The sequence below is a fragment of the Microcoleus sp. Pol10D4 genome (assembly GCF_036701555.1).
GTDB lineage: Bacteria > Cyanobacteriota > Cyanobacteriia > Cyanobacteriales > Microcoleaceae > Microcoleus.
In genome coordinates this window covers 1-19,441 of record NZ_JAUBRA010000057.1, presented here as the reverse complement: position 1 = coordinate 19,441, position 19,441 = coordinate 1, and the positions used below count along the sequence as shown (strand labels likewise).

The window sequence follows — 19,441 nt, the reverse complement described above, 5'->3', positions numbered from 1 at the left end:
CCAGAGATGGACAAAGTACCAGATTTTATAAAAACTGTCAATCAAATAATTAACTGATGGCGATCGATATTTGTTAATCAAGAGTCATCAATCACGGTTATTAGCTGTAAGCTGGTGTTATTTGGTAGTGGTTGGCTGCTGAATGATATGTATGTGCGATCCTCTTCGAGGGCTTCGCTAACGAACAACCGCAATCAAATCGGTTTGTAGCAAGAAATGCAAGTCCTCTGAGTTTTATGAAGGCTTGCATTCCTCACTAGAACCTTGATAACAGTTATTTTACAGGAATAGATAGGCTGACTCATGACTAACATTCCTAAAGACTGTTAGACTCAATTAACCGGCTCGAAGAAATAAAATTAGGGGTGCATTCCCGAATATTAACTCCTCTTCCAGTTGTGTGCGTCCAAGGCTCACTAATTACCAAGTTTCTTCATCCGGGTTATTGGAATTGCTCCAGATTTCCACATCTAAATCATTGAGATACATCAGAGCCGTTTCAATCTGTTTACTTGTACCGTTAAGTTCCAAGTCAAACCAACCATCATCTAAAGTTTTGACACCCAATAAAGCGGCATTAAAATTTACCGTCAAACCGTATTCAGAAATCAGGTTAGAGATTACAGGTTCCTGATGGTACTCTTTAGGAACACGAATGCGAATGCGGGTTTGAGTTGGTCTGCTGTCACCACTATCAGAGTGGGGAATATCTGATTCTTGGGTTCTGTGAAAATCGCCGATCGCCTCAAATTCAGATTCGCTAGTGTTGTGAGCTAACATTTGAGCCTCCTGATGTTTGTTTCAGTTTACATTTTGCACCAATATCTTGTAGGGTGCGGATCTGCGATATTTTCGATATTCCAACCAGATTGTCGATAGCGTCGCAGGTTAATAATGACTGGTTTGAGGGATGAGGTTGACAGCGCACCCTAAAGCCCTAATGACTAATGACTAATGACTAATGACTATTCTTCAACTTCTTTGATCCTAGTTTTTCGTTCTAAAATCTCCTTAAGCACCAGGGTAACAACTGCTAAAAGACCGAGAACTACCGCCGCTGAAAATGCGGCTTGCGTCGCGTACTGCTTGTAAGCATCCTCTACAAACAAAGGCAAAGTTTGCGTTTTTTTAGCAATATTTCCCGACACCACAGAGACGGCTCCAAATTCTCCCATTGCTCTAGCATTGGTCAAAATTACTCCGTAAAGCAATCCCCAGCGAATACTCGGAAGCGTGACATTCCAGAAAATTTGCCAGTCATTTGCTCCCAAAGTTTTCGCCGCCTCTTCTTGATCTGTTCCCACTTCTTCCAAAACAGGAATCACTTCGCGCGCCACAAAAGGCAAGGTAACAAAAGCAGTAGCCAGCACCATTCCAGGGAAGGCAAAAATAACCCTGATATTGGCCGCCTCCAGCCATGGCCCGAACCATCCCACTCGACCGTAAAGCAGTACAATCATTAAACCTGCAACTACGGGAGATATGGCAAAAGGCACGTCTAAAAGGCTGATTAATAGCGTGCGGCCACGAAATTTATTGCGACCAATTACCCAGGCTGCACACAAACCGAATACTGTATTTATAGGCACAACTATCAGAGAAATTACCAGGGTAAGTTGCGCTGCGTGCAGAAAATCCGGCGAGGTTAAGTTAGACAAAAATGGCTCAAACCCCTTTCTGAAAGCTTGATAAAAAACGTTGAGAGTGGGGATAAATAAGACCAGAGCGAGATAGCCGATCGCAATTCCGATCAAAGTTGGTTTTACCCAAGCTTTTTCCTGACTGCGGCTAGAACCACTGGGCGGAAATTTGTAACCAGCGGGTGAATTGATATTAGCCGTCATAGCGTCTTCTCCATGCTTGTAAGAGATTAATGGCGAACAGCATTGCCAGGGAAATAGCTAACATGAAAGTGCCGATAACTGTTGCTCCTGCATAGTCGTACTGTTCCAACCGTTGGAAAATTAATACTGGTGCGATTAAATCTTTGAACGGTATGTTAGAAGCTACGATTACAGTAGAGCCGTACTCGCCAACCGCTCGCGAAAATCCGAGTGCTACTCCGGTTAAAATAGACGGAAATAGCGGCGGCAAAACTACTCGCCAGAAGGTTTCAAATTGAGAAGCACCTAAGCACCAAGCTGCTTCTTCGATATCTTTTTCCATTTCGTTTAAAACTGGCTGTACGGTTCTAACGATAAATGGCAAAGAAATAAATATCATCGCTATACCTACGCCCAATCGAGTAAACGATATCTTGATTCCCAAAGGTGCAAAAAGCGAACCAATCCAGCCGTTATCGCTGTAAACGGTGGCGAGGGTTAAACCGGCGACGGAGGTGGGCAGTGCAAAAGGCAAATCGACGATTGCATCGACAATCCGTTTTAAGGGAAAGTCGTAGCGGACTAATACCCAGGCAATTAATGTGCCGAATACTCCGTTAATTAATGCCGCAATTAATGCCGTAAAGAAGGTGACATCGTAGGCGGAAAGGGCGATCGGACTGGTGGCAATTGCCCAAAATTCGGCGGGGTTTGCTGTGCTGGCTTTCAGCAGCATTGCTGCAACTGGGAGCAATAGCATTAAGCTGAGGTAGCCTAGGGTGATTCCCCAAGGTAATGTGATTTTGCCGATCGCCTTTTTGATATGCTGAATTGGAGATTGAGGGTTACTGATTGCAGATGATCCAGCCATAAGTCAATAGTTTTGAGTTGGAAAAAATAATTGCTGTAGGGTCGGGTTTTACCAAAAATAATTGCCTAAAGCCAATCATCTCGTAAACCCGCCCCGGCTACTACGATCTAATTGAACCTTGGATTTTGTCAAAAACAGCTCCGTCATCGAAGAATTTCTGCTGAATATCTCCCCAACCTCCTAAGTCTTGAGCTGTAAAGAGGGTTTTGATGGGGGGATATTTTTGGGCAAATTCCGGTTCCGCCGCTACTGTCGCATCTACTGGGCGGAATCCTGCTTTAGCAAATTCTCGCTGAGCTTCCGGGGTGTACAGAAATTTGACAAATGCTTCGGCGACTTCGCGAGTGCCGTGTTTATCAACGTTTTTATCGACGATGGCAATGGGATTATCGATCGAAACATTGACTTCTGGAATAGTATAAGTTGGTTTTTCGCCTTTCTCACCAGCCAGAATAATCTCGTTTTCGTAGTTAATTAAGGCATCGCCTTGGCCTTGTTTGAAAAATACGTCGGTGGCTTCGCGGGCGTCTTTAGTCAGAATCGGGACGTTTTTGTAGACTTTGCTAGTAAAGTCTAATGCTTTCGTTTCGTCTCCTCCGGTTTTAACAACCGAGCCCCAAAGTGCGAGGAAATTCCAACGGGCAACGCCTGATGTTTTGGGATCGGCAGTAATCACTTTTACTCCGTCTTTGCTTAAATCTTCCCAGGTTTTGATGCCTTTGGGATTGCCTTCGCGGGTAACTATTGCTCCTACGGATTTGCTGACTATGCCTTCGTTGGGAACTTCTTTTTCCCACCCAGGTTGAATTAGTCCGGCTTTTTCGATTTTTGCAGTGTCGAGGGCTAGGGCTAGGTGTACGATGTCTGCTTCTAAACCGTCAATTACTGCGCGAGTTTGGGAACCGGAACCGCCGTAGCTTTGGTTGAAAGTGACGGTTTGGCCTTTTTCTTTTTGCCATTGTTCTACGAATTTGGGAATTATGGCTTCGTGCGCGGCTTTGGTGACGGCGAAGGATACTAGGGTTAATTCTACGTTGCCTTTGTTAGCTGCTGGGGTAGCACTGCCTGGAGTGGCTGCGGGGTTGTTGGTGCTTCCCTGGCTGCAGGATGCAACGGCCAGACTTAAAGTTATTCCCACTAAAAATAGCGATACAAATCTTCTCATGGCAGTAAATGATTGATTTGTGCTGGCTGATCGCTGTTGCGGCCAGTAAAGGTGTTGAGTTAGGCGTTGCCACGGGCTCATTATATTTGTTCCTCTAGATAAACTACGGTTATTGGGTAGGAATACCGTAATTATGGTTGTGAAGTACGATTATAGACAAGAGCGAGTCAAAAGGCAACAAAAAAAACAAATTGGGGGAACTCAGGGTCGATCGCATATCCTGAAGTCTTTTCCGTCGGTGTTTTCGATTCAGATTCGGGGTAAAATGTAAAGTGTATAAATACTCTTATTGAGTTAAGGTGCTAAACTTGCGCGGCTGCACGATACGCCTGCACGATACGCCTTACATATACCATCGGCCGATCGCCCAAATGTAATAACCCTGCCAAGAGTCCCCGCCCCAGCGAGATATGCCTGACTCGCGCGATCGCCCTTAAACTAAGAAAAAGTTTTAACTGGTATGTCCCTACCCCGCCCCGTCTCAGACACCCTAATTGAACTGTTGAAGCCTGTAGCCTCTGAATTGGGAGAAAGATTGGGGGCAAACGCTGTCAGCGAACGCTATGCAGAAATTGAGCCATCGGGTTCTTCAGCTTTGAACCAGCAAATCAAAAAAGACCCCCGCTGGATTAAAGCACAAATGAGATATTTGCAGCGGCAGCAGGCCAGAGAACAAGAATTAATCGCGATCGCCGACGCAGAAGAAAGGGTAAAGGAAGAACGGGCTAATCGAATTAAGGCACAAGAAGTAAGAGATAAGCGGGCAATTAGCCGACTTTGCCGCGACTTAATGCGGGAGTTTCAATCAGAAGCAATTCGAGTTAAGCTGAGCGAAATTCAAACAATTTGGGATAGGGACAACTGGTTTTCTAATTTGAGCAGGCAGGAAACTGAACAGATTTTGCAGCAGCAGCAGCACCGATTGCTGCTGTTAGTTGCTCCCGCAAAAATTAGCCAAGATTGCCCCGATTCGTTTCGCCACAATCTGAATATCGAGCTGCCGGCTAAGTTAAGAGCTTTTTTGAACCAGCACTACCCCCCGCACGGAGATTTGTGCCCGGTTCAGTTTTACGGAGACTATTTCAAAAAATCCATTTCTGATATTGATGTGGAGCGGTTGCAGACTGTGTTGTCTCCCGTACCGACAGCTATACTGTACAGCGATATCAGCGATTATGAAGTTAATTTTCATGTGGGTTTTTGGGGAGTCATCAATCAGAGCGTTTCTCTAGTGGCGATGCAGCCTTGGAATTGGGAAGAGGTTTATCACCAGTTGGAGGCGGAGGGGAAAGACAAAAAGCTGAGCCTGCGGATTATTCGGCAAATAATTGTGACTATTCACAAGTTATTGGCTGCTTTTTTAGCGGATTTGTATTATTTAAATATCGATTTTACTCACGAACCTCAGTTATTTAAATTACAGGCTGAATTTGCTCAGGAATGGTTTTCTAAAGATTGGGCCCAACCCTATATTGAAACTCTTAAAGAAATTCAGGAGCAGCAGCGAATAGTCTATAAGGGAGAGATGCGGCGGCTGGCGCTGCGAGAGGCGAAAGCTAGGGCGGAACGCCAGCGTTTGGAGGAGGCTGAACTCAAACGCAGAGAGGAAGCTGAGGCAGCAGCTAAGCGGGTGAAGGAATTAGCTCATAAATTAAAACATCAGAAATGGCGGTGTGTATTTACGCTGCCGGGACATTCATCGTTTGTGAATTCTCTGGCGATTAGCCCTGACGGCAAAATTTTGGCTAGCGGTAGTTGGGATAAAACTATTAAGATTTGGAATTTAGAAACAACGGAATTAATTGGCACTCTGACGGGACATTCCGATCGCGTAAATTCGGTTGCTATTAGCTATGACGGAAAAATGTTGGTCAGTGGCAGTTCGGACGAAACAATTAAGTTTTGGAATTTGCACAACGGCGATTTGCTGTGTACTTTTCCGGGACATTCTATGGAGGTGAATTCGGTGGCGATTAACCCGAAGCGCCTGGTAATTGCTAGCTGCGGCGGGGCTGATAATACGATTAAGCTGTGGAATTTGCGGAGTGGTGAGTTGCTGCGGACTTTGAAGGGTCATTCTGACAATGTGAATGCGGTGGTTTTTAGCCCGGACGGTAAAATATTAGCCAGTGGCAGTTCGGATGCGACGAGCAAGGTTTGGGATGTGGAAAGTGGCAAGTTGCTGCGGACTCTTTCGGGGTTGAATGTTGGGGTGAATTCTGTGGCGATCGCGCCGGATGGTCAGATTCTTGCTAGCGTCAGCAATGATTATACGATTAAGCTGCGAAATTTGCATACGGGCAGTTTGTTGCGGATTTTAAATACTAATTCTGGGAGGGGAAAGGGTGTACCGAATTTAGGAACGAATGAGGCCCTGCATATTTTGAAGAATTATGTGAGTCGGGGCGAGTCGGTTGCTATCAGTGGGGACGGTTTGACTTTGGCTAGCGGGTGCGATGATAATACGATTAATATTTGGAATTTGCAGACCGGGGAATTGTTGACCAGTCTTAAGGGACATTCGGGTACGGTGTACTCGGTGACGATCGCACCTTCGGGCAATTTGCTCGCCAGCGGCAGTGCGGATCAGACGATTAAGATTTGGCGCTGCGATTAGTTAATTAACAGTGGGCAGTGGGCTGACTATTCCGGTTTTACCCTTACGGGGAGGGGTTTTGAGCGAATTTGAAAAAAAAGTTGGCTGGGGGGGTTGCGCTAATGACTATAAGTTTGCTATATTAATTTTCACTGCTGGTGTAACTCAGTTGGTAGAGTAGCTGATTTGTAATCAGCCTGTCGCAGGTTCAAATCCTGTCACCAGCTTTATTAGTATAATTTTGATAGATATAACTATCTACAAATCACAAGCTCTATGTTGACGATCGAGCAAATTGAAGCCGCTATCCTGGATCTACCACCAGATAAGTTTCATCAACTTTTAGAATGGTTTCTTGAGTTGGATTATCGGCGTTGGGACGATCAGTTAGAACTAGATATTGCTGGCGGTAAGTTGGAAGATTTAGCCCAGGAGGCGATCGCAGATTTTGAGGCGGGGCGCTATCGGGAAATTTGATGCACTACACGACTCATCGATTTTGGGAATGCTACAACGCTTTACCTGAAACCAAAGCTTTCAGCCGATCGATGTTACGAGTTACTCAAAGCCGATCCAACTCATCCATCGCTGCATTTCAAAAAAGTCGGCAAGTATTGGTCAGTCAGAGCCGGACAAGACTACTGAGCTTTGGGTATAGGGATTGAGCAGGGTATTTTGTGGTTTTGGATCGGCGCGCACGCAGAGTACGATCGGCTTATAGGCTAACAGTAACATCAATTTTACCTAACGCAGCGCAGGCTTTTTTCAACCATTCAATTGTTGCTGCATCAAGTACGGGTTCCAGTTTCTCGACTACAGCAGCATGATAATTATTCAACCATGCTAGTTGAGTCTTTGAGAGCCGATCGACATTTATTAATTTGCGCTCAAACGGAATATACGTCAGCGATTCAAATCCGTACCAAACCGTAGCGTTTTTTGATGGCATTTCCCTGACAACATAGAGATTTTCGATGCGAATTCCGCCCCATCCCGGTTCGTAATATCCCGGTTCGATGCTTGTTACCATTCCGCCTTCCAGGGGATACTGCACAGATTTGCTGATGCCGTTTGGCCCTTCGTGACCAGCTAAAAACGCGCCGACTCCGTGCCCTGTACCGTGTCCGTAGTCTAGCTGTTCTTGCCATAATACCGCACGGGCGATCGCATCTAATTGCGCTCCCGTTGTTCCTTTGGGGAATTGCTGCATTGCACAGTTGATGTGCGCGATTAAGACTGTTGTGTAGTGTTCTATTTGTAGCGCCGTGGGTTCTCCGATACTTACTGTTCTCGTATCGTCGGTTGTACCTGCTAAATATTGCGCGCCTGAGTCAAGCAGCAGCAGTTCCCCCGGTTTTAACGTTATTTCAGGGCTGGGGGTTCCGTAATGTACGATCGAGCTATTGGCTCCCGCACCGGCGATCGTTCTAAAAGTTAAAGTCTGAAAATCTGTTTCTTCTTGGTAAAATTTTTCGATGCTTTCTTTGACATCAAACTCGGTAACTACATTACCAGTTTCTAGCTGTTCTGTCAACCACTTTAAAGTCAAAGTTTTCGCTCGACTGGCTTTAAAATTGGCTGATTTCATCTGCTCAATTTCTACGGGATTTTTGCGAGCTTTCATCCCTTCTACCGGATGTGCCTTAAAAACTATTTCGATGTTGTAGAACTGCGCTTCTTGATGGTTTAATATTAACTGGTACGTGCCTGCTGTGCTGTGTTTCGGGTCTAAAAGTACCCGAACTTTATGTGGCAAATTTACGCAAGTTTCTAATGTATGCGGATAGTCTGCGTAGGGAAGCAAAGTTATATCCGCCCGCAATTCTTGCTTGATTTCGGGGGAAATTCGTTCGGGATTTGTAAACAAAAACGCTGCATCTGTGGTGACAATGGCATAGGATATGAAAATGGGAATGTGGGGAATATCCGAGCCTCGGAGATTGAACAGCCACGCTATTTGATTCAGGTTGGTAATCGGAAGCACATCGATGTTGGATTTTTGCATCGCTTCCCTGACTCTGGCTAATTTTTCGGCGGCGGTTTCTCCTGTCAGGGATACAGGTAAGCTAAATATGGGTTCTGCATCAATCGCGGGTAAAGTCTCTGCTGTTTGCCAAGGAGTTTGCGATCGCACTTTGTCTGTCAAATTCTCCCGGATTGGTATGAGTTGAATATCCGCAGTGGCAAATTTTTTCACCCAATTTTGATATTGCTCTGTCGCTACGGTAAATGGGTCAAAACCCAGGCGAATTTTCGTTGATTTTTGTGCCGATTCTACAGCCAGTTTTTCTAAAGTTTCAATTAAGGTTAAATTTCCTTCTAAGCCGAGTTTCGATATTTGAATAATTCCAGTATCGACTTGCAATTCGGCTTGTTCGTAATAGCGGGAATCCACATACAACCAAGCGGAATCTTTGCCAACCAACAAATCACCAGCGGAACCAGTAAAACCGCACATCCAAGCTCGCCGTTGTTTAGCTGCTGGAACTGATAAATTTAAGTGTTCGTCAACCGCTGGAATATAATAGCAATCTAAGTCGTAATCTGCCATCAAATCGCGCAAGTCTGCCAGTTTGGCAGCGGAGGTATCTTGAATATTTGTATTGGTTTTTAAGTTAGTGGCAACCATTTTTAAGTTTCCTATTTTACTTGTTTAAAATTGTCTTCAAACCTTTAACTAATCTCCTAATACCTGCGGTGGCGGTTGCTTTCTCCAAAGCACCATAAGCAACGCGCAAATAGCAGCCGTTGTCCATGCCGAAGGTTGTACCGGGAAGCACTGCTACGTGATATTCGCGAATTAATTGTTCTACTAATTCCATTGTATCGAGTTCAGTATCAACTTTCAAGAAAAAGTAGAAAGCTCCGGCGGCTGGGGAATTTGTACACAAGTTTTGGATGGTATTGAGTTCGTCTAATACGAGTTGGCGCACGGATGCGATCGCCCTTACATAATTATCGCAGTAACCTCTACCAACTTGCAAGGCTCCCAGGGCTGCATACTGAGAAATTACGGGCGGACAAATTAAGATGGTATCTTGAATCTTTCTCACAGAAACGAGCAAGTGTTCTGGTATTACCATATACCCGATCCGCCAACTCGCAAAACCGTAGGCTTTGGAGAGGCTAAACAGAGAAATTGTATGTTCGCTGCTGTTGGGAAAAGCAGCGGGCGAACAGTGTTTGACGCCGTTATAAGTAAAATATTCGTAGGCTTCATCGCTGATGTGATAGATGTTGTGCTGGCGGCATATTTCGTTAACTTCCCGGAGTGCTTCGACCGAATAAACAACACCAGTGGGATTATTTGGTGAAATGGTAACTATGGCTCGCGTTTTGTCGGTAATTGCTTTTTTTATAGCATCGATATTAAGTTGATATTTGGCGTCGGTTTCTACTATCACTGGTCGGCAATTTGCCATAATTGCCGCCATTTCGTGGTTGAAGTAATAAGGTGATTGGATAATAACTTCGTCTCCCGCAGAAGTGATAGCGAGAATGGCGTTGGTAAATCCCATGTTGCTGCCGGCGGTAACGACAATGCAGTTTTTGCTATTAATCTCTATGTCGTTATCTGTTTTTAGTTTGGCTGCGATTGCATCCTGTAATTGTGGAATTCCTTCGACGGCTTTGTATTTGTGATTGTCGGAATTTGCGAAGAAGTCGGGGATTTTTTCAAATGATTCTTGTGGCGGATTGTAGTAAACTACGCCTTGTCCTAAAGATATCGTTCCCGGATTTTGGCGAATCAATTCGCCAACTACTGGAATTATGGGCGACTGTACCGATTGCATTCGAGTCGGGTAATTTTTCATATAATATTTGTTTCTTGGGGCGTTAAGTAAATTGACATAACTTACAGATTAGAACCCCGAATCATTGGATAAGTCGGGGTTGTGGGGCTGTGGTTGTTTGGGATATTATTTAAGGATTTACGCTATCGCAAATCCAGTAAATTGCCGTACATAAGGCGCTCGAAATCCCAACACAATATCTGTTTTAGGAACTCCACATTCTAGAAATTGATTGGCAATTCCTGCTTCCGTAAAATCACGCTGAATCCAAATTTTTCCATCTTTGATATCAACATGAATCGGACATCCATGAATTCGTTCTTCATCCCGCCATCCCACATACAACAATAAATAGCGGTCGCGTTCCGTATCGAAAACAATTTCAGTGGTTTCTACATCTTGCTCCGACTGCTCTGTCGCGTGTTGATGTATGACTTTCTGAACTAACTGGCGATAATCTAATCTTTCCATAATGTTATCTCCTGTCCCTTCACATGAAAAACCAGCATCTTTATTTGATATCGTTCTAACACAGTTTGAATAAACGAGTCTGTAAAAAAATCTTGATAGATATCTGTAGGCACTGCCAAATACAGCACTCGTTCTGATTCCAATTTTTCCAATGCTACTCGATAATTAAGAAATTGACCAACAGCCGTATGGAATTCTGACAGTGCCGACAAGCCCACAAAACTTTTTACTTCGACTGCTATTTTTTGCCTCCCCTTTTCGGCAGAAAGTAATTTCTCTCCTCCCAAATCTATCTGCATTTTTACTTGAGAAGTTACTTTTAGAAACAGAGGATCGTGAGTAATTGTCCATCCATCTTTCTCCAAAGCCGCACGTACTGTGTTGTGAAAAATATCTTTGGCTGACATGATTTAAAAAACTGTTTTACTAGATCCAAAAAGAGCTTAGTTGATCGGTGCGTAGTACACACCCTACATATATATTTGGTAGGATGCGGACGGCGCACCGAGAGCGCTATAAATAGCGAGCAAAACTACTTTGGACATAAGTCTTATTATATTATAATTAGACTCTTTCAACTTCTATTCTAGAACCTTGGGGCGACTTAGACACTTTAACTTGTGCGGGCAATCTTTCGCCCAATTCTCGAACGTGGGTAATCACTCCAATCAGCCTGTCTCGCTGCCGCAAAGATTCTAAAATTTGAGTAACGCTTTCGAGAGTTTCGGTATCTAAAGTACCAAATCCTTCATCGAGAAACAAGCTACCCAAGTGAGCTCCTTGAGACAGTTTTTCTGACAAAGCTAAAGCCATTGATAAGGAAGTTGCAAAGGTTTCGCCGCCGGAAAGGGTTCGGACTCGTCTAGCTTCGCCGCCGTTCCAATTATCTGCTACCCAGTATTCGCCGTCTTGGTTTTTTAGTTTGTAGCGATTTTCGGTTAATTCTTGCAAAATTAATGTGGCGCTGCCGACTAATTCTGCTTCTAAATGTTCTAAAATGTAGGATTGAAATTCGTTGGATTTGAGATTCTGCGCTAAGGTGTGATAAGTTTGCTCTTGTTCTGTGAAATTTGTGATTTGCTGTGACAGTCTTTCGGCTTGTTCGAGATTTTGGGCGGCTACTTGAATCCAAGCTAAAAGTTCGGCGCGGTTGTTGTTGGCTTGTTTGAGGTTTTCTTGGGCGGTATGTTTTGCCGATCGCACTTGTGCTAAAGTATTCTCATCGGTAGTTCTGCCTGCGATCGCCTCGCTCAAATCTTTCGCCCGCGTCTCTAACTGAATTTTTGATTCGCGGTGAGAGCGAATAGCATTTTCCCATTCTGATTGTTCCTTAACTGTCGCAACCGCTGCTAAAAATGTCTCTTCTGTGAAATCAGCCGCCGTTAATTTTGCTGACCAATCGAGGTTTAGCTGCTGTTTATGAGCCTGGGCTTGCCCAAAAGCCTCTCCAGCTTGTTGCTCTCTCTCTGCTGCTTGAATAACCTTATTTTGAGCAGTTTGATATGATTTTTCGGCCACTTTCAGCAGATTGGCCAAGTCTTGCTTGTCTTGTTCTAAGACTTTTGCTAAATTAGCATAAGGTTGATATTCCGTAATTTGATAAAGCGCATTTACACAACTTTGGAACTGCTGCTGGCGGCGGTCTGATTCGGCGATCGCATCTTGATATTCCTGCTGTTTAGCTGCTTGAGTCGCCACCGCCAAATTAAATCTTTCCTGAAAATTATCATATTCCAATGATGCCAGTTGGAACTGCTGTTCGGTTTCGCGGTATTGGCGATCGCTCTCTTTAAGGCTTGCCAACTCCTGCTGCAACCCCAAGCTTTCCCACTGAGAATCTTCCAAAACTTGAGTAATTTGCTGCTGCAATTCGGCAACTCTATTCCCCGTTAATTCCAGCATTTGAGCAATTTCTGACTCTTTTTGCTGGCAAGCTGAAGCTGTACTTTTTGCCTCAGCAGCCAACCTTTGAGCATCTTGAAAAACCTGATTTGCTGCAGCCAATTTCTGCCGCAAACCAGCGACATCGACAATATTAGAATTCGGCAAAGGAGGCAGGTTCTCGCTCTCAGGATGCACCCCCCCGCACACCGGGCAAGTATCGCCAGAATTCAGCGACATTCTGATAGCAGCAACACTCTCTAAACGTGCCGCTTCCGCATTAGCGGTTTGGGCCACTTCTAACTCGCGGGCGCACTCTTTTAACCTGATTTCGGCTGCTTCTAAATTAGTGGCAACCTCCACATAACTCTGTTGAGCTTTTTCCTTATCTGCGATCGATTTATCCAACTGTTGCTGCTGAGCTTTTCCCTGCTTGGTAATTAGCTGAAGTTCCATCAATAAGGGTGAAATTTGCTGCAATTGCTCTAAACGCTTCCCTCCCTGCGAATACTGTGCGAGCTGTGCCGCTGCTTGAGTAACTCGAAAACCCGCGCCTTGAATTTTAGTGTTAGCAGCTTGCAGGTCTTTATCTGCTGCCATAAAAAAGCGGAGTTTTTCCTGTTGAATTTTTTGGGCAAGCGCCACTTCTTTTTCTAATTGAGCGCGCTGTTCTTCATATACTTTAGCAGCAGCTAGAGCATCTTCGCGAGCCTTAATTTGTGGCCCTAGCACCTCTTCTTTCGCTTTTGCCGAGTCAAGTTGCTGCTGCTCTACTGCCAGCTCAGAGCGAGCTTTAATTAACTGCTTTCGCGCTGCCACCGAGGCACTTTCTGCAGTCTCATACTGACTGCGAGCCGATCGCACTAAAGCCCAATCTCCCTGTAAATGATTGGCAGCTTGCGCTCTGTCTAAACGCTGTGCTAAAATTGCAACCTCAGCAGAATTAGCATTTAATTGAGTCAGTTGTTGTTGTAACTCTTGCCAGCGAGCGATTTGCGAAAATAGCTGTTCCTCTTCATCTAGATCCCTCTGAGCTTTCATCACAGCGCGATCGAACTCAGGCAACTGCTGCTCTAAAATCAAAAGTTGCGATCGTCTTTGAGCCACCTCATCAGCAGTCGGCGCACTTAAATCCGCTAGCTGCCTTTCCACCATTTCCAGTTCCTGTTTCAGCAACTTTGCGAGTTCATTTGTTTCCTTCCGCATCTGCTCAAAAATCTCAAATCCTGCTAGCTGACGCAAAATTTCCCGACGTTTTGAAGTATCCCCTTTAATAAACTCATCAAACTTGCCTTGAGGCAGAACAATTGCTCGCGTAAAAGTATCAAAATCCATTCCTAAAATCTGTTCAATGGTATTTTGAACAGCAACGATACTCGTCCCCAAAGTTTCCCATTGACCATTTTGCCAGTTGTCCAAAATCACCTTATTTTCGGGAGATTTCGGACGAAAACGCCACCTTCGCGTCACCCGATACTGTGCTGAACCCACAGCAAAACGCAACTGCACTTTTAAATTTTCGCTACCTTGACTTGCCAAGTCACTTACTTGTTTGCCGCTGCGAGTTGTCGTGCCAAAAAGAGCGTAAGTCATGGCATCTAACAGTGAAGATTTGCCCGCACCTGTAGCACCAGTAATTGCAAACAAATCGAGTTGAGAAAAATCTAAACGCTGTTCGCGGTGGAAGCTGGTAAATCCTTCGAGAATAAGTTCGAGTGGACGCATACTGATTTTAGATTTGGGATTTGGGGTTTTAGATTGTTATATTCAGGTCTAATGTCTTCCTTCTACAGTCTTCCCGATCCCCCCTAACCCCCCTTAACAAGGGGGGGACAAGAGTATTATCAAAGTCAACCCCTACTCCCCTTCTTAAGGGGGATTTAGGGGGATCTAGACTCGACTACAAGCGACATTGAGCGCGGATTTCAGTCTTAAAACTATTTGAAATTTGAGATTTTGGATTTTGGATTGTATCTTTTTACCCATTTAATTGTTAACTGTTTCCTTAAACTTCTTGTACAAATTTTGAAATTCCTCCAATACTGCCGGTTTCGGTGTCGTTCCCAAGCGGTTTTGATAATAGTTGCAAAACTCTGCTGCAGGATCGAAATTATTGGGATCGATATTAGTTATTTCGGTTGCTTCTAGCGCTGCATCTGGATAACGCGGTTCAATTAACAGCGCTTGAGAACAGATTTGGCGCACTCGATCGGCAAGTCCGATTTGCGGACTGTCCAGTTCGACAATTACTTTCAAGAAACCCGGATGATACTGATGAGCTTGTAAAGTTTCATCGAGATTGTCGTTATGACATTTAAGCACTTTTAACGGCTTGTGGCAAGCCACAGGCTTAAATTCTACCTTTGCCGGACTTCCCGGCTCAACTTCTATCAAGCAAAATCCTTTTTCCTGTTCCGCTTCTCCAAAATCTAGCTGAATCAAAGAACCGGAATAATAAGCGGGAGAAGTCTCAGAAATCCGCTGGTGAATGTGGATGTGTCCGAGGGCAACATACTGAGCTTCCTGGGGCAGAGTTTGCGCTGACAGCAGGTATTTTTCTCGCGTGTAATAAGCGACTTCGGATTTTGCCAATCTAGCGCCGTCAATGCTCATGTGTCCCATGAGAATATTGACCGTATTATCTCTAAACTCTCTGCTTAAATCTTCGAGTAAATATGCTACAATTTCGCGGTAATCTTTTCGACGTTCGGCATCGCCAGACTGCCAGAGAGAATTAGCATCTAACAGTCTTTGTTCGGAAGCAAAAGGCATCGCTCCCACACAAAGTTTACCGCTTTTTGTATTAAGAGTAATTGTGCCACCGTCGGCGGAAAGCCTGGGTTTGCCTAAAGCGCGCACACCGGCGAGGGAAAGCAATTGCGCGATGCTGTCGATGCGGGATGCCGAATCGTGATTACCGGCGATCGCAATTGCGGGAATTCCGGCGGCTTGTAGTTCGCAGAAAAAGTTATAAGCAATGCGTTCGGCGTAAGCGGGAGGGTTGGGCACGTCGAAAATGTCGCCCGCAACGAGCACAGCATCGACATCCAAAGCTTTTGCTTGCTTCAAAATCTGTTCGAGGGCGATCGCAATTTCAAAAGTGCGATCGATCCCTCGAAAACGCCGCCCTAAATGCCAGTCAGCAGTATGAATTATTCGCATAGTACAAGGAGTATTTTGTTTATTTTAATAGAAACGCGCCACTTTTCAATCTTCCTCATTTTCTTGAATTGCTGTTTCAATCTCATCAGGATATGCCTCAGCATAAGCCCAAGCATTCGTCAAGTCAGCGGCACGCAGAGTCGGATAGTCTTCTAAGAGTTCAGCCTCAGAAATACCTAAATCGCGAGCATTCACCAGTACCCACACAGGAATTCGCGTTTGTCTGATGCAAGCATCGCCGCCGCACACGCCGGGAGTCTTTTGAATTCCCGACCAAAATTTTCTTAAACTTTGAGCTAGTAATTCTATAGCTTGAGCCTTCTCTTCGGGAGTTAAAGCTAAGAGTTGCGGTTGCAATTCTTTCAGTGTCGTATTTGCCGTTATTGAGTTCATAAATATTAACTTTTTTTTGCCCTACAGGTATTCTAGCACTGGTGGCTAAATCAAAATTTTCCTTCAACAGGCTGCACATCGTGAAACCGAGTATAATCAACCACCCGCCCTCCCGTCGCCGATTTCAAAAGAATATCTACAAACCGCATATTCCACATAATTTCAGATGCCACAAAAGAATGTCGCGCATGAATAGTTTGCGAAACTGTTTCGTCAATTCCTGTTAACGTAATTACAATTTCCACTTGCTGTTGCATCAAATCTTGGGCAGTAAGTTGGTACAAAGGACTGCTCTCCTCAATTGCGTGCATAACCGTCCAAGTTAATGCAAAAACCGGAGAGTGACTCCGCATCAATTGCAAATCGTAAAAACGCCGCATAAATTCTCCTTCCGGTGTTACCTCGTCGCGGATCAAAGTAGCTCGTTGCTGCGCTTCTAAAATTTGGTTAAAACGCTGATTTGCCGTGCGGTACATCAGAGTCGGAACGCCGTTGAAAGGAGCGATCACAGCTACGCGGCTGAAGATAACTCTAGCTGTTGGTCTGGAAAATCTCGAAAAAGCCAGTCCCGTCACCATCGCCACTCCCCACAAAGCAAAAAGTGCTTGGATCGCGACTAGAGTATTAGCGTAATCCGTGCGCGGATACATAGCGCCGTAGCCGATCGTCGCCATTGTTTGCACGCTGAAATAAAAGGCATCTTGGAAAGAGCCCGGCCGCGCGTTAGCAATGCAATCTCCTCCCGCCAAGTAAGCTAAGGCAAATAAAGAATTTGTGACTGTATAGGAGAGACAAATCAGGATGAAAAATCGCGGCCAAGAAAGAGTTAGTAGCCTGTGGTAGAGGTCGGCAAAATGCAGGCGCGGTACTCCCAACTTGACAATATTTAAGGGCAATTGTCCTTTGCGACTGACTAAACGAGCCTGTGGCTGGTGGTTGCGGTTGATTTTCATTGCGATTTGTAACTGCGGCTGTTTCAATTTGTAACTATTGCTTTGACCGGGAAAACTTATCCTTTAGACTGATGTCTGATTCCAAAAATTCGGATAAAAGCGGAGTTTAGAAATGGTTGAGCTTAACTGGCATGACTATCTCGTTATGGTTTCTTTTGTGGCTTCTATTGCGGGTCTAGTCCTGCTGGGTGATAATCGCAACTCGCAGCCAACGGACGATCGCACTTTGAGCGAAGAAATTCTAATCAAGATGAGCTTTACTTACTGGATAGTGTACTGCATCTCTTTTTTCGGGCTGAAACTTCACCTACAAGAGGATAGCTGGTTATTGCTCAGTTTAAAGCTGACTACTGTTCTTTCTTACTTGTTAACTGCTTCTAGCATACTCAGCCTGCCGCTGCAACGCATGGCTGTCCGACAAGTTGAAGATTAAAAAAAGTGTTTGTAGTGAGGACTTCAGTTTTTTCGATCGCGGTGAAGAAAAACTAAAGTCCTGACTGCAAAGCTATTTGAGTGATATTACCGGGCAATAAGCTCACAGTTAGCTGTGAGTATGCCACAAACTCGGTTGCTTAGGATTTAAAGCCTTTAGAGCTTTTCTTTTTCTCCTGCGGTTTAGACTTTGACTTATTAACTTCGCCTAAAGCTTCCTGAAATAAGTTGTGCAGGTGCACGGGAACGCTGGCAATTTCCGGGAGTTCGGGTTCTAAGGGTTTTTTAAACTCTTGCAGCAAGGCATCTAAATCGCGATCGATATGAAAGTCTGTACGTTCCAATACAGTTTGCAAAACTTGTTCTAATTTCGCTGGATTAACTTTAGCTAACCGTTGCCAAATCCAGACATTAATTGCAGGATCTTCTAGATAGTTACGCACCAGCTTTTCGTAACCGGGAACGGTTGAAAAGTCTTCGGCTGCTAGCAGTGCAGTAAATTGAGCGTAAGTAGACAAAAAGGTTTGTCCCCAGCGAGGATGAGAAAGTGCTGTCACCTGTTCGGCTTTCTTGAAGCGATCGGGCAATTCAACTTTCGGCATTACCATTTTTGAACTAGCATTGCTGTCGAGCATTACCTCAACTGCGTTAGCATCGGCACCTGCTGCGGCGATGGCGGCTGCTTTGACTTCTTCTCGATCGACTCCGGCATCTTCAACGATATCCGCCAGAGATTTACTTCCATCAACGCCGATATCAGCTAGGCGTTTTTTAGTGATAAATTCCTGAAATTCAGCCAACTGTTTATTCAGGTGATATCCCGATAGCGTAACTTCCTCGCTGCCAAAAAATTCGGTAAAATCTTCGTGGTACTTTTCTACCGAATCCCAAGCTTGCTCTAACAATTCCGGCGCATCGCTGTACAGGTTCTTTTTGTGATTTTGCTTGAAATTGCCGATCGCCACCGCCAACTTCGGCTTACCCAATTTCCCCTTGGGGATGGGAGAGCTCGAAAGTACCCACCAGTCATCGGTAAGGGGAGAAATCCGAGCCAGCAAGATTTCTCCTAACTTAAAGCGAGACATTTCTGCAAGAAAATTAGGACTGTTGGGCTTGACAACGTAGTGCTTAGCCGTCAGCCAGTTCATCAGTTCAAACCTGTCGGGGGAAACTTGAGTGATTTCAAATAAGCCAGTGAAGCTTCTGTGCTCCCAACTTTCGAGCAAGCTACGATCGCTTTCGGTTAAATCCGGCTGACTTTCGACAAATAGGTCGATCGGCGTTTTGTCTCCGACTTTACCTTCGACTGTAAAACTGTCAATCACTTGATTTTGCTGAGCAATGTCGTAGCGTTCGCCGATCGATCGAGCAGCAGCATAAGCTTCCAAAGCTACCGCCAACTCTCCCTCAGCATCCAGCACAAAGTCAATTAAATTTTGCTTGAGTGTCCAAGCTCTTTCCAACATTTCATCCACAAGTAATACCAATTTAGAATGAGAGGATTTAGATTAACAATTATCGGACTTGAAGCCACCGATGCTTTACGATCCGGCTGCGATTGAAGAAAGCGCATCGCGAACAATAACAGAAATATGCGATCAATGCCTCAGTCCTGAATAAGCTTAATTTTAAGGCTAATAGTCAAAAAAAAATGCCCATCTCCAACAGAAGCATCCCGATTTGGTAAAAAGCGTTTATTACGAGTGCGATCGTCGAGCACAGCAAAGCCTCTGCGTCTCTAGGGAGTTAAGTAGTCAGACACAATTAATTACACAAATACATAGTAGAATGATATTTCCGGCAAAATTATGAGTTAATTACAGTTTCATATGATGTTTATCAGAGAAATAAACCATCTTTCGTCTAAATTGTTACAGCGAATTTATCGCCAAAGCCGACA

Annotated in this window: 16 protein-coding genes and 1 tRNA gene; 4 read left to right on the top strand and 13 right to left on the bottom strand. The window is 44.6% G+C overall.

What is annotated here, in order from left to right; all coding sequences use genetic code 11:
- Nucleotides 1–420: 420 nt before the first annotated feature.
- The 4 genes from QUA36_RS23530 to QUA36_RS23515 all read right to left on the bottom strand — a co-directional run bounded on the left by QUA36_RS23530 (nt 421) and on the right by QUA36_RS23515 (nt 3,940).
- Nucleotides 421–780 (bottom strand): NIL domain-containing protein, encoded by a 360-nt coding sequence (locus QUA36_RS23530; protein WP_015174211.1) that lies wholly within the window; start codon nt 778–780, stop codon nt 421–423.
- Between the two features lie 185 nt (nt 781–965).
- Nucleotides 966–1,844, bottom strand: coding sequence for a sulfate ABC transporter permease subunit CysW (gene cysW, locus QUA36_RS23525; protein ID WP_333082990.1), 879 nt, complete (start codon nt 1,842–1,844; stop codon nt 966–968).
- Entirely contained in the window at nt 1,834–2,694 is an 861-nt protein-coding gene (gene cysT, locus QUA36_RS23520; RefSeq protein ID WP_333459287.1) for a sulfate ABC transporter permease subunit CysT, read from the bottom strand. The genes cysW and cysT overlap by 11 nt, the downstream gene beginning before the upstream one ends.
- Nucleotides 2,695–2,794: 100 nt before the next feature.
- Nucleotides 2,795–3,940: a sulfate ABC transporter substrate-binding protein gene (locus QUA36_RS23515; RefSeq protein WP_333459286.1), complete on the bottom strand. Its 1,146-nt coding sequence runs from the start codon at nt 3,938–3,940 to the stop codon at nt 2,795–2,797.
- Nucleotides 3,941–4,319: 379 nt separating this feature from the next.
- Between QUA36_RS23515 and QUA36_RS23510 the strand changes: the two genes are divergently transcribed.
- From QUA36_RS23510 to QUA36_RS23500, 3 genes are all read left to right on the top strand, one after another.
- Nucleotides 4,320–6,476, top strand: a complete 2,157-nt coding sequence (locus QUA36_RS23510; protein WP_333459285.1) for a WD40 domain-containing protein — start codon at nt 4,320–4,322, stop codon at nt 6,474–6,476.
- A 133-nt stretch (nt 6,477–6,609) separates the two neighbouring features.
- Nucleotides 6,610–6,682 (top strand) — tRNA-Thr (locus QUA36_RS23505).
- Between the two features lie 49 nt (nt 6,683–6,731).
- Nucleotides 6,732–6,932: a hypothetical protein gene (locus tag QUA36_RS23500; protein WP_333459284.1), complete on the top strand. Its 201-nt coding sequence runs from the start codon at nt 6,732–6,734 to the stop codon at nt 6,930–6,932.
- A 238-nt stretch (nt 6,933–7,170) separates the two neighbouring features.
- On the opposite strand, the gene QUA36_RS23495 is transcribed toward QUA36_RS23500, so the two are convergent.
- From QUA36_RS23495 to QUA36_RS23460, 8 genes are all read right to left on the bottom strand, one after another.
- Nucleotides 7,171–9,084: an aminopeptidase P family protein gene (locus tag QUA36_RS23495; RefSeq protein WP_333459283.1), complete on the bottom strand. Its 1,914-nt coding sequence runs from the start codon at nt 9,082–9,084 to the stop codon at nt 7,171–7,173.
- A gap of 16 nt (nt 9,085–9,100) precedes the next feature.
- A complete protein-coding gene (locus tag QUA36_RS23490) occupies nt 9,101–10,270 on the bottom strand; it encodes a pyridoxal phosphate-dependent aminotransferase (protein WP_333459282.1) in 1,170 nt (389 codons plus the stop codon).
- Nucleotides 10,271–10,387: 117 nt separating this feature from the next.
- Nucleotides 10,388–10,720 carry a XisI protein gene (locus QUA36_RS23485; protein ID WP_333459281.1) on the bottom strand — a complete coding sequence of 111 codons (333 nt, stop codon included), beginning with the start codon at nt 10,718–10,720 and terminating at the stop codon, nt 10,388–10,390.
- Entirely contained in the window at nt 10,708–11,127 is a 420-nt protein-coding gene (locus QUA36_RS23480) for a XisH family protein (protein WP_333240538.1), read from the bottom strand. The genes QUA36_RS23485 and QUA36_RS23480 overlap by 13 nt, the downstream gene beginning before the upstream one ends.
- Nucleotides 11,128–11,284: 157 nt before the next feature.
- On the bottom strand, nt 11,285–14,326 hold the full coding sequence (locus QUA36_RS23475; RefSeq protein WP_333459280.1) for an SMC family ATPase: 3,042 nt from the start codon (nt 14,324–14,326) through the stop codon (nt 11,285–11,287).
- A 261-nt stretch (nt 14,327–14,587) separates the two neighbouring features.
- Nucleotides 14,588–15,763, bottom strand: a complete 1,176-nt coding sequence (locus QUA36_RS23470; RefSeq protein WP_333459279.1) for an exonuclease SbcCD subunit D — start codon at nt 15,761–15,763, stop codon at nt 14,588–14,590.
- A gap of 45 nt (nt 15,764–15,808) precedes the next feature.
- On the bottom strand, nt 15,809–16,156 hold the full coding sequence (locus QUA36_RS23465) for a DUF433 domain-containing protein (protein WP_333452287.1): 348 nt from the start codon (nt 16,154–16,156) through the stop codon (nt 15,809–15,811).
- A gap of 50 nt (nt 16,157–16,206) precedes the next feature.
- The gene (locus tag QUA36_RS23460; protein ID WP_333459278.1) at nt 16,207–17,109 is read right to left on the bottom strand and encodes an ion channel; all 903 of its coding nucleotides are present in this window, start codon (nt 17,107–17,109) and stop codon (nt 16,207–16,209) included.
- 112 nt (nt 17,110–17,221) lie between these two features.
- Here QUA36_RS23460 and QUA36_RS23455 point away from each other — a divergent pair, with 112 nt between their 5' ends.
- On the top strand, nt 17,222–17,542 hold the full coding sequence (locus QUA36_RS23455; protein WP_333459277.1) for a hypothetical protein: 321 nt from the start codon (nt 17,222–17,224) through the stop codon (nt 17,540–17,542).
- A 139-nt stretch (nt 17,543–17,681) separates the two neighbouring features.
- Here QUA36_RS23455 and QUA36_RS23450 read toward each other — a convergent pair whose 3' ends face one another.
- Nucleotides 17,682–19,016: a hypothetical protein gene (locus QUA36_RS23450; protein ID WP_333459276.1), complete on the bottom strand. Its 1,335-nt coding sequence runs from the start codon at nt 19,014–19,016 to the stop codon at nt 17,682–17,684.
- Between the last annotated feature and the right edge of the window lie 425 nt (nt 19,017–19,441).

Coding starts and splice junctions, on each gene's coding strand:
- QUA36_RS23480 (WP_333240538.1), bottom strand. CDS start 11,127: ATGTCAGCCAAAGATATTTTTCACAACACAGTACGTGCGGCTTTGGAG.
- QUA36_RS23515 (WP_333459286.1), bottom strand. CDS start 3,940: ATGAGCCCGTGGCAACGCCTAACTCAACACCTTTACTGGCCGCAACAG.
- QUA36_RS23485 (WP_333459281.1), bottom strand. CDS start 10,720: ATGGAAAGATTAGATTATCGCCAGTTAGTTCAGAAAGTCATACATCAA.
- QUA36_RS23465 (WP_333452287.1), bottom strand. CDS start 16,156: ATGAACTCAATAACGGCAAATACGACACTGAAAGAATTGCAACCGCAA.
- QUA36_RS23510 (WP_333459285.1), top strand. CDS start 4,320: ATGTCCCTACCCCGCCCCGTCTCAGACACCCTAATTGAACTGTTGAAG.
- QUA36_RS23470 (WP_333459279.1), bottom strand. CDS start 15,763: ATGCGAATAATTCATACTGCTGACTGGCATTTAGGGCGGCGTTTTCGA.
- QUA36_RS23460 (WP_333459278.1), bottom strand. CDS start 17,109: ATGAAAATCAACCGCAACCACCAGCCACAGGCTCGTTTAGTCAGTCGC.
- QUA36_RS23495 (WP_333459283.1), bottom strand. CDS start 9,084: ATGGTTGCCACTAACTTAAAAACCAATACAAATATTCAAGATACCTCC.
- cysT (WP_333459287.1), bottom strand. CDS start 2,694: ATGGCTGGATCATCTGCAATCAGTAACCCTCAATCTCCAATTCAGCAT.
- QUA36_RS23500 (WP_333459284.1), top strand. CDS start 6,732: ATGTTGACGATCGAGCAAATTGAAGCCGCTATCCTGGATCTACCACCA.
- QUA36_RS23455 (WP_333459277.1), top strand. CDS start 17,222: ATGGTTGAGCTTAACTGGCATGACTATCTCGTTATGGTTTCTTTTGTG.
- QUA36_RS23475 (WP_333459280.1), bottom strand. CDS start 14,326: ATGCGTCCACTCGAACTTATTCTCGAAGGATTTACCAGCTTCCACCGC.
- cysW (WP_333082990.1), bottom strand. CDS start 1,844: ATGACGGCTAATATCAATTCACCCGCTGGTTACAAATTTCCGCCCAGT.
- QUA36_RS23490 (WP_333459282.1), bottom strand. CDS start 10,270: ATGAAAAATTACCCGACTCGAATGCAATCGGTACAGTCGCCCATAATT.
- QUA36_RS23530 (WP_015174211.1), bottom strand. CDS start 780: ATGTTAGCTCACAACACTAGCGAATCTGAATTTGAGGCGATCGGCGAT.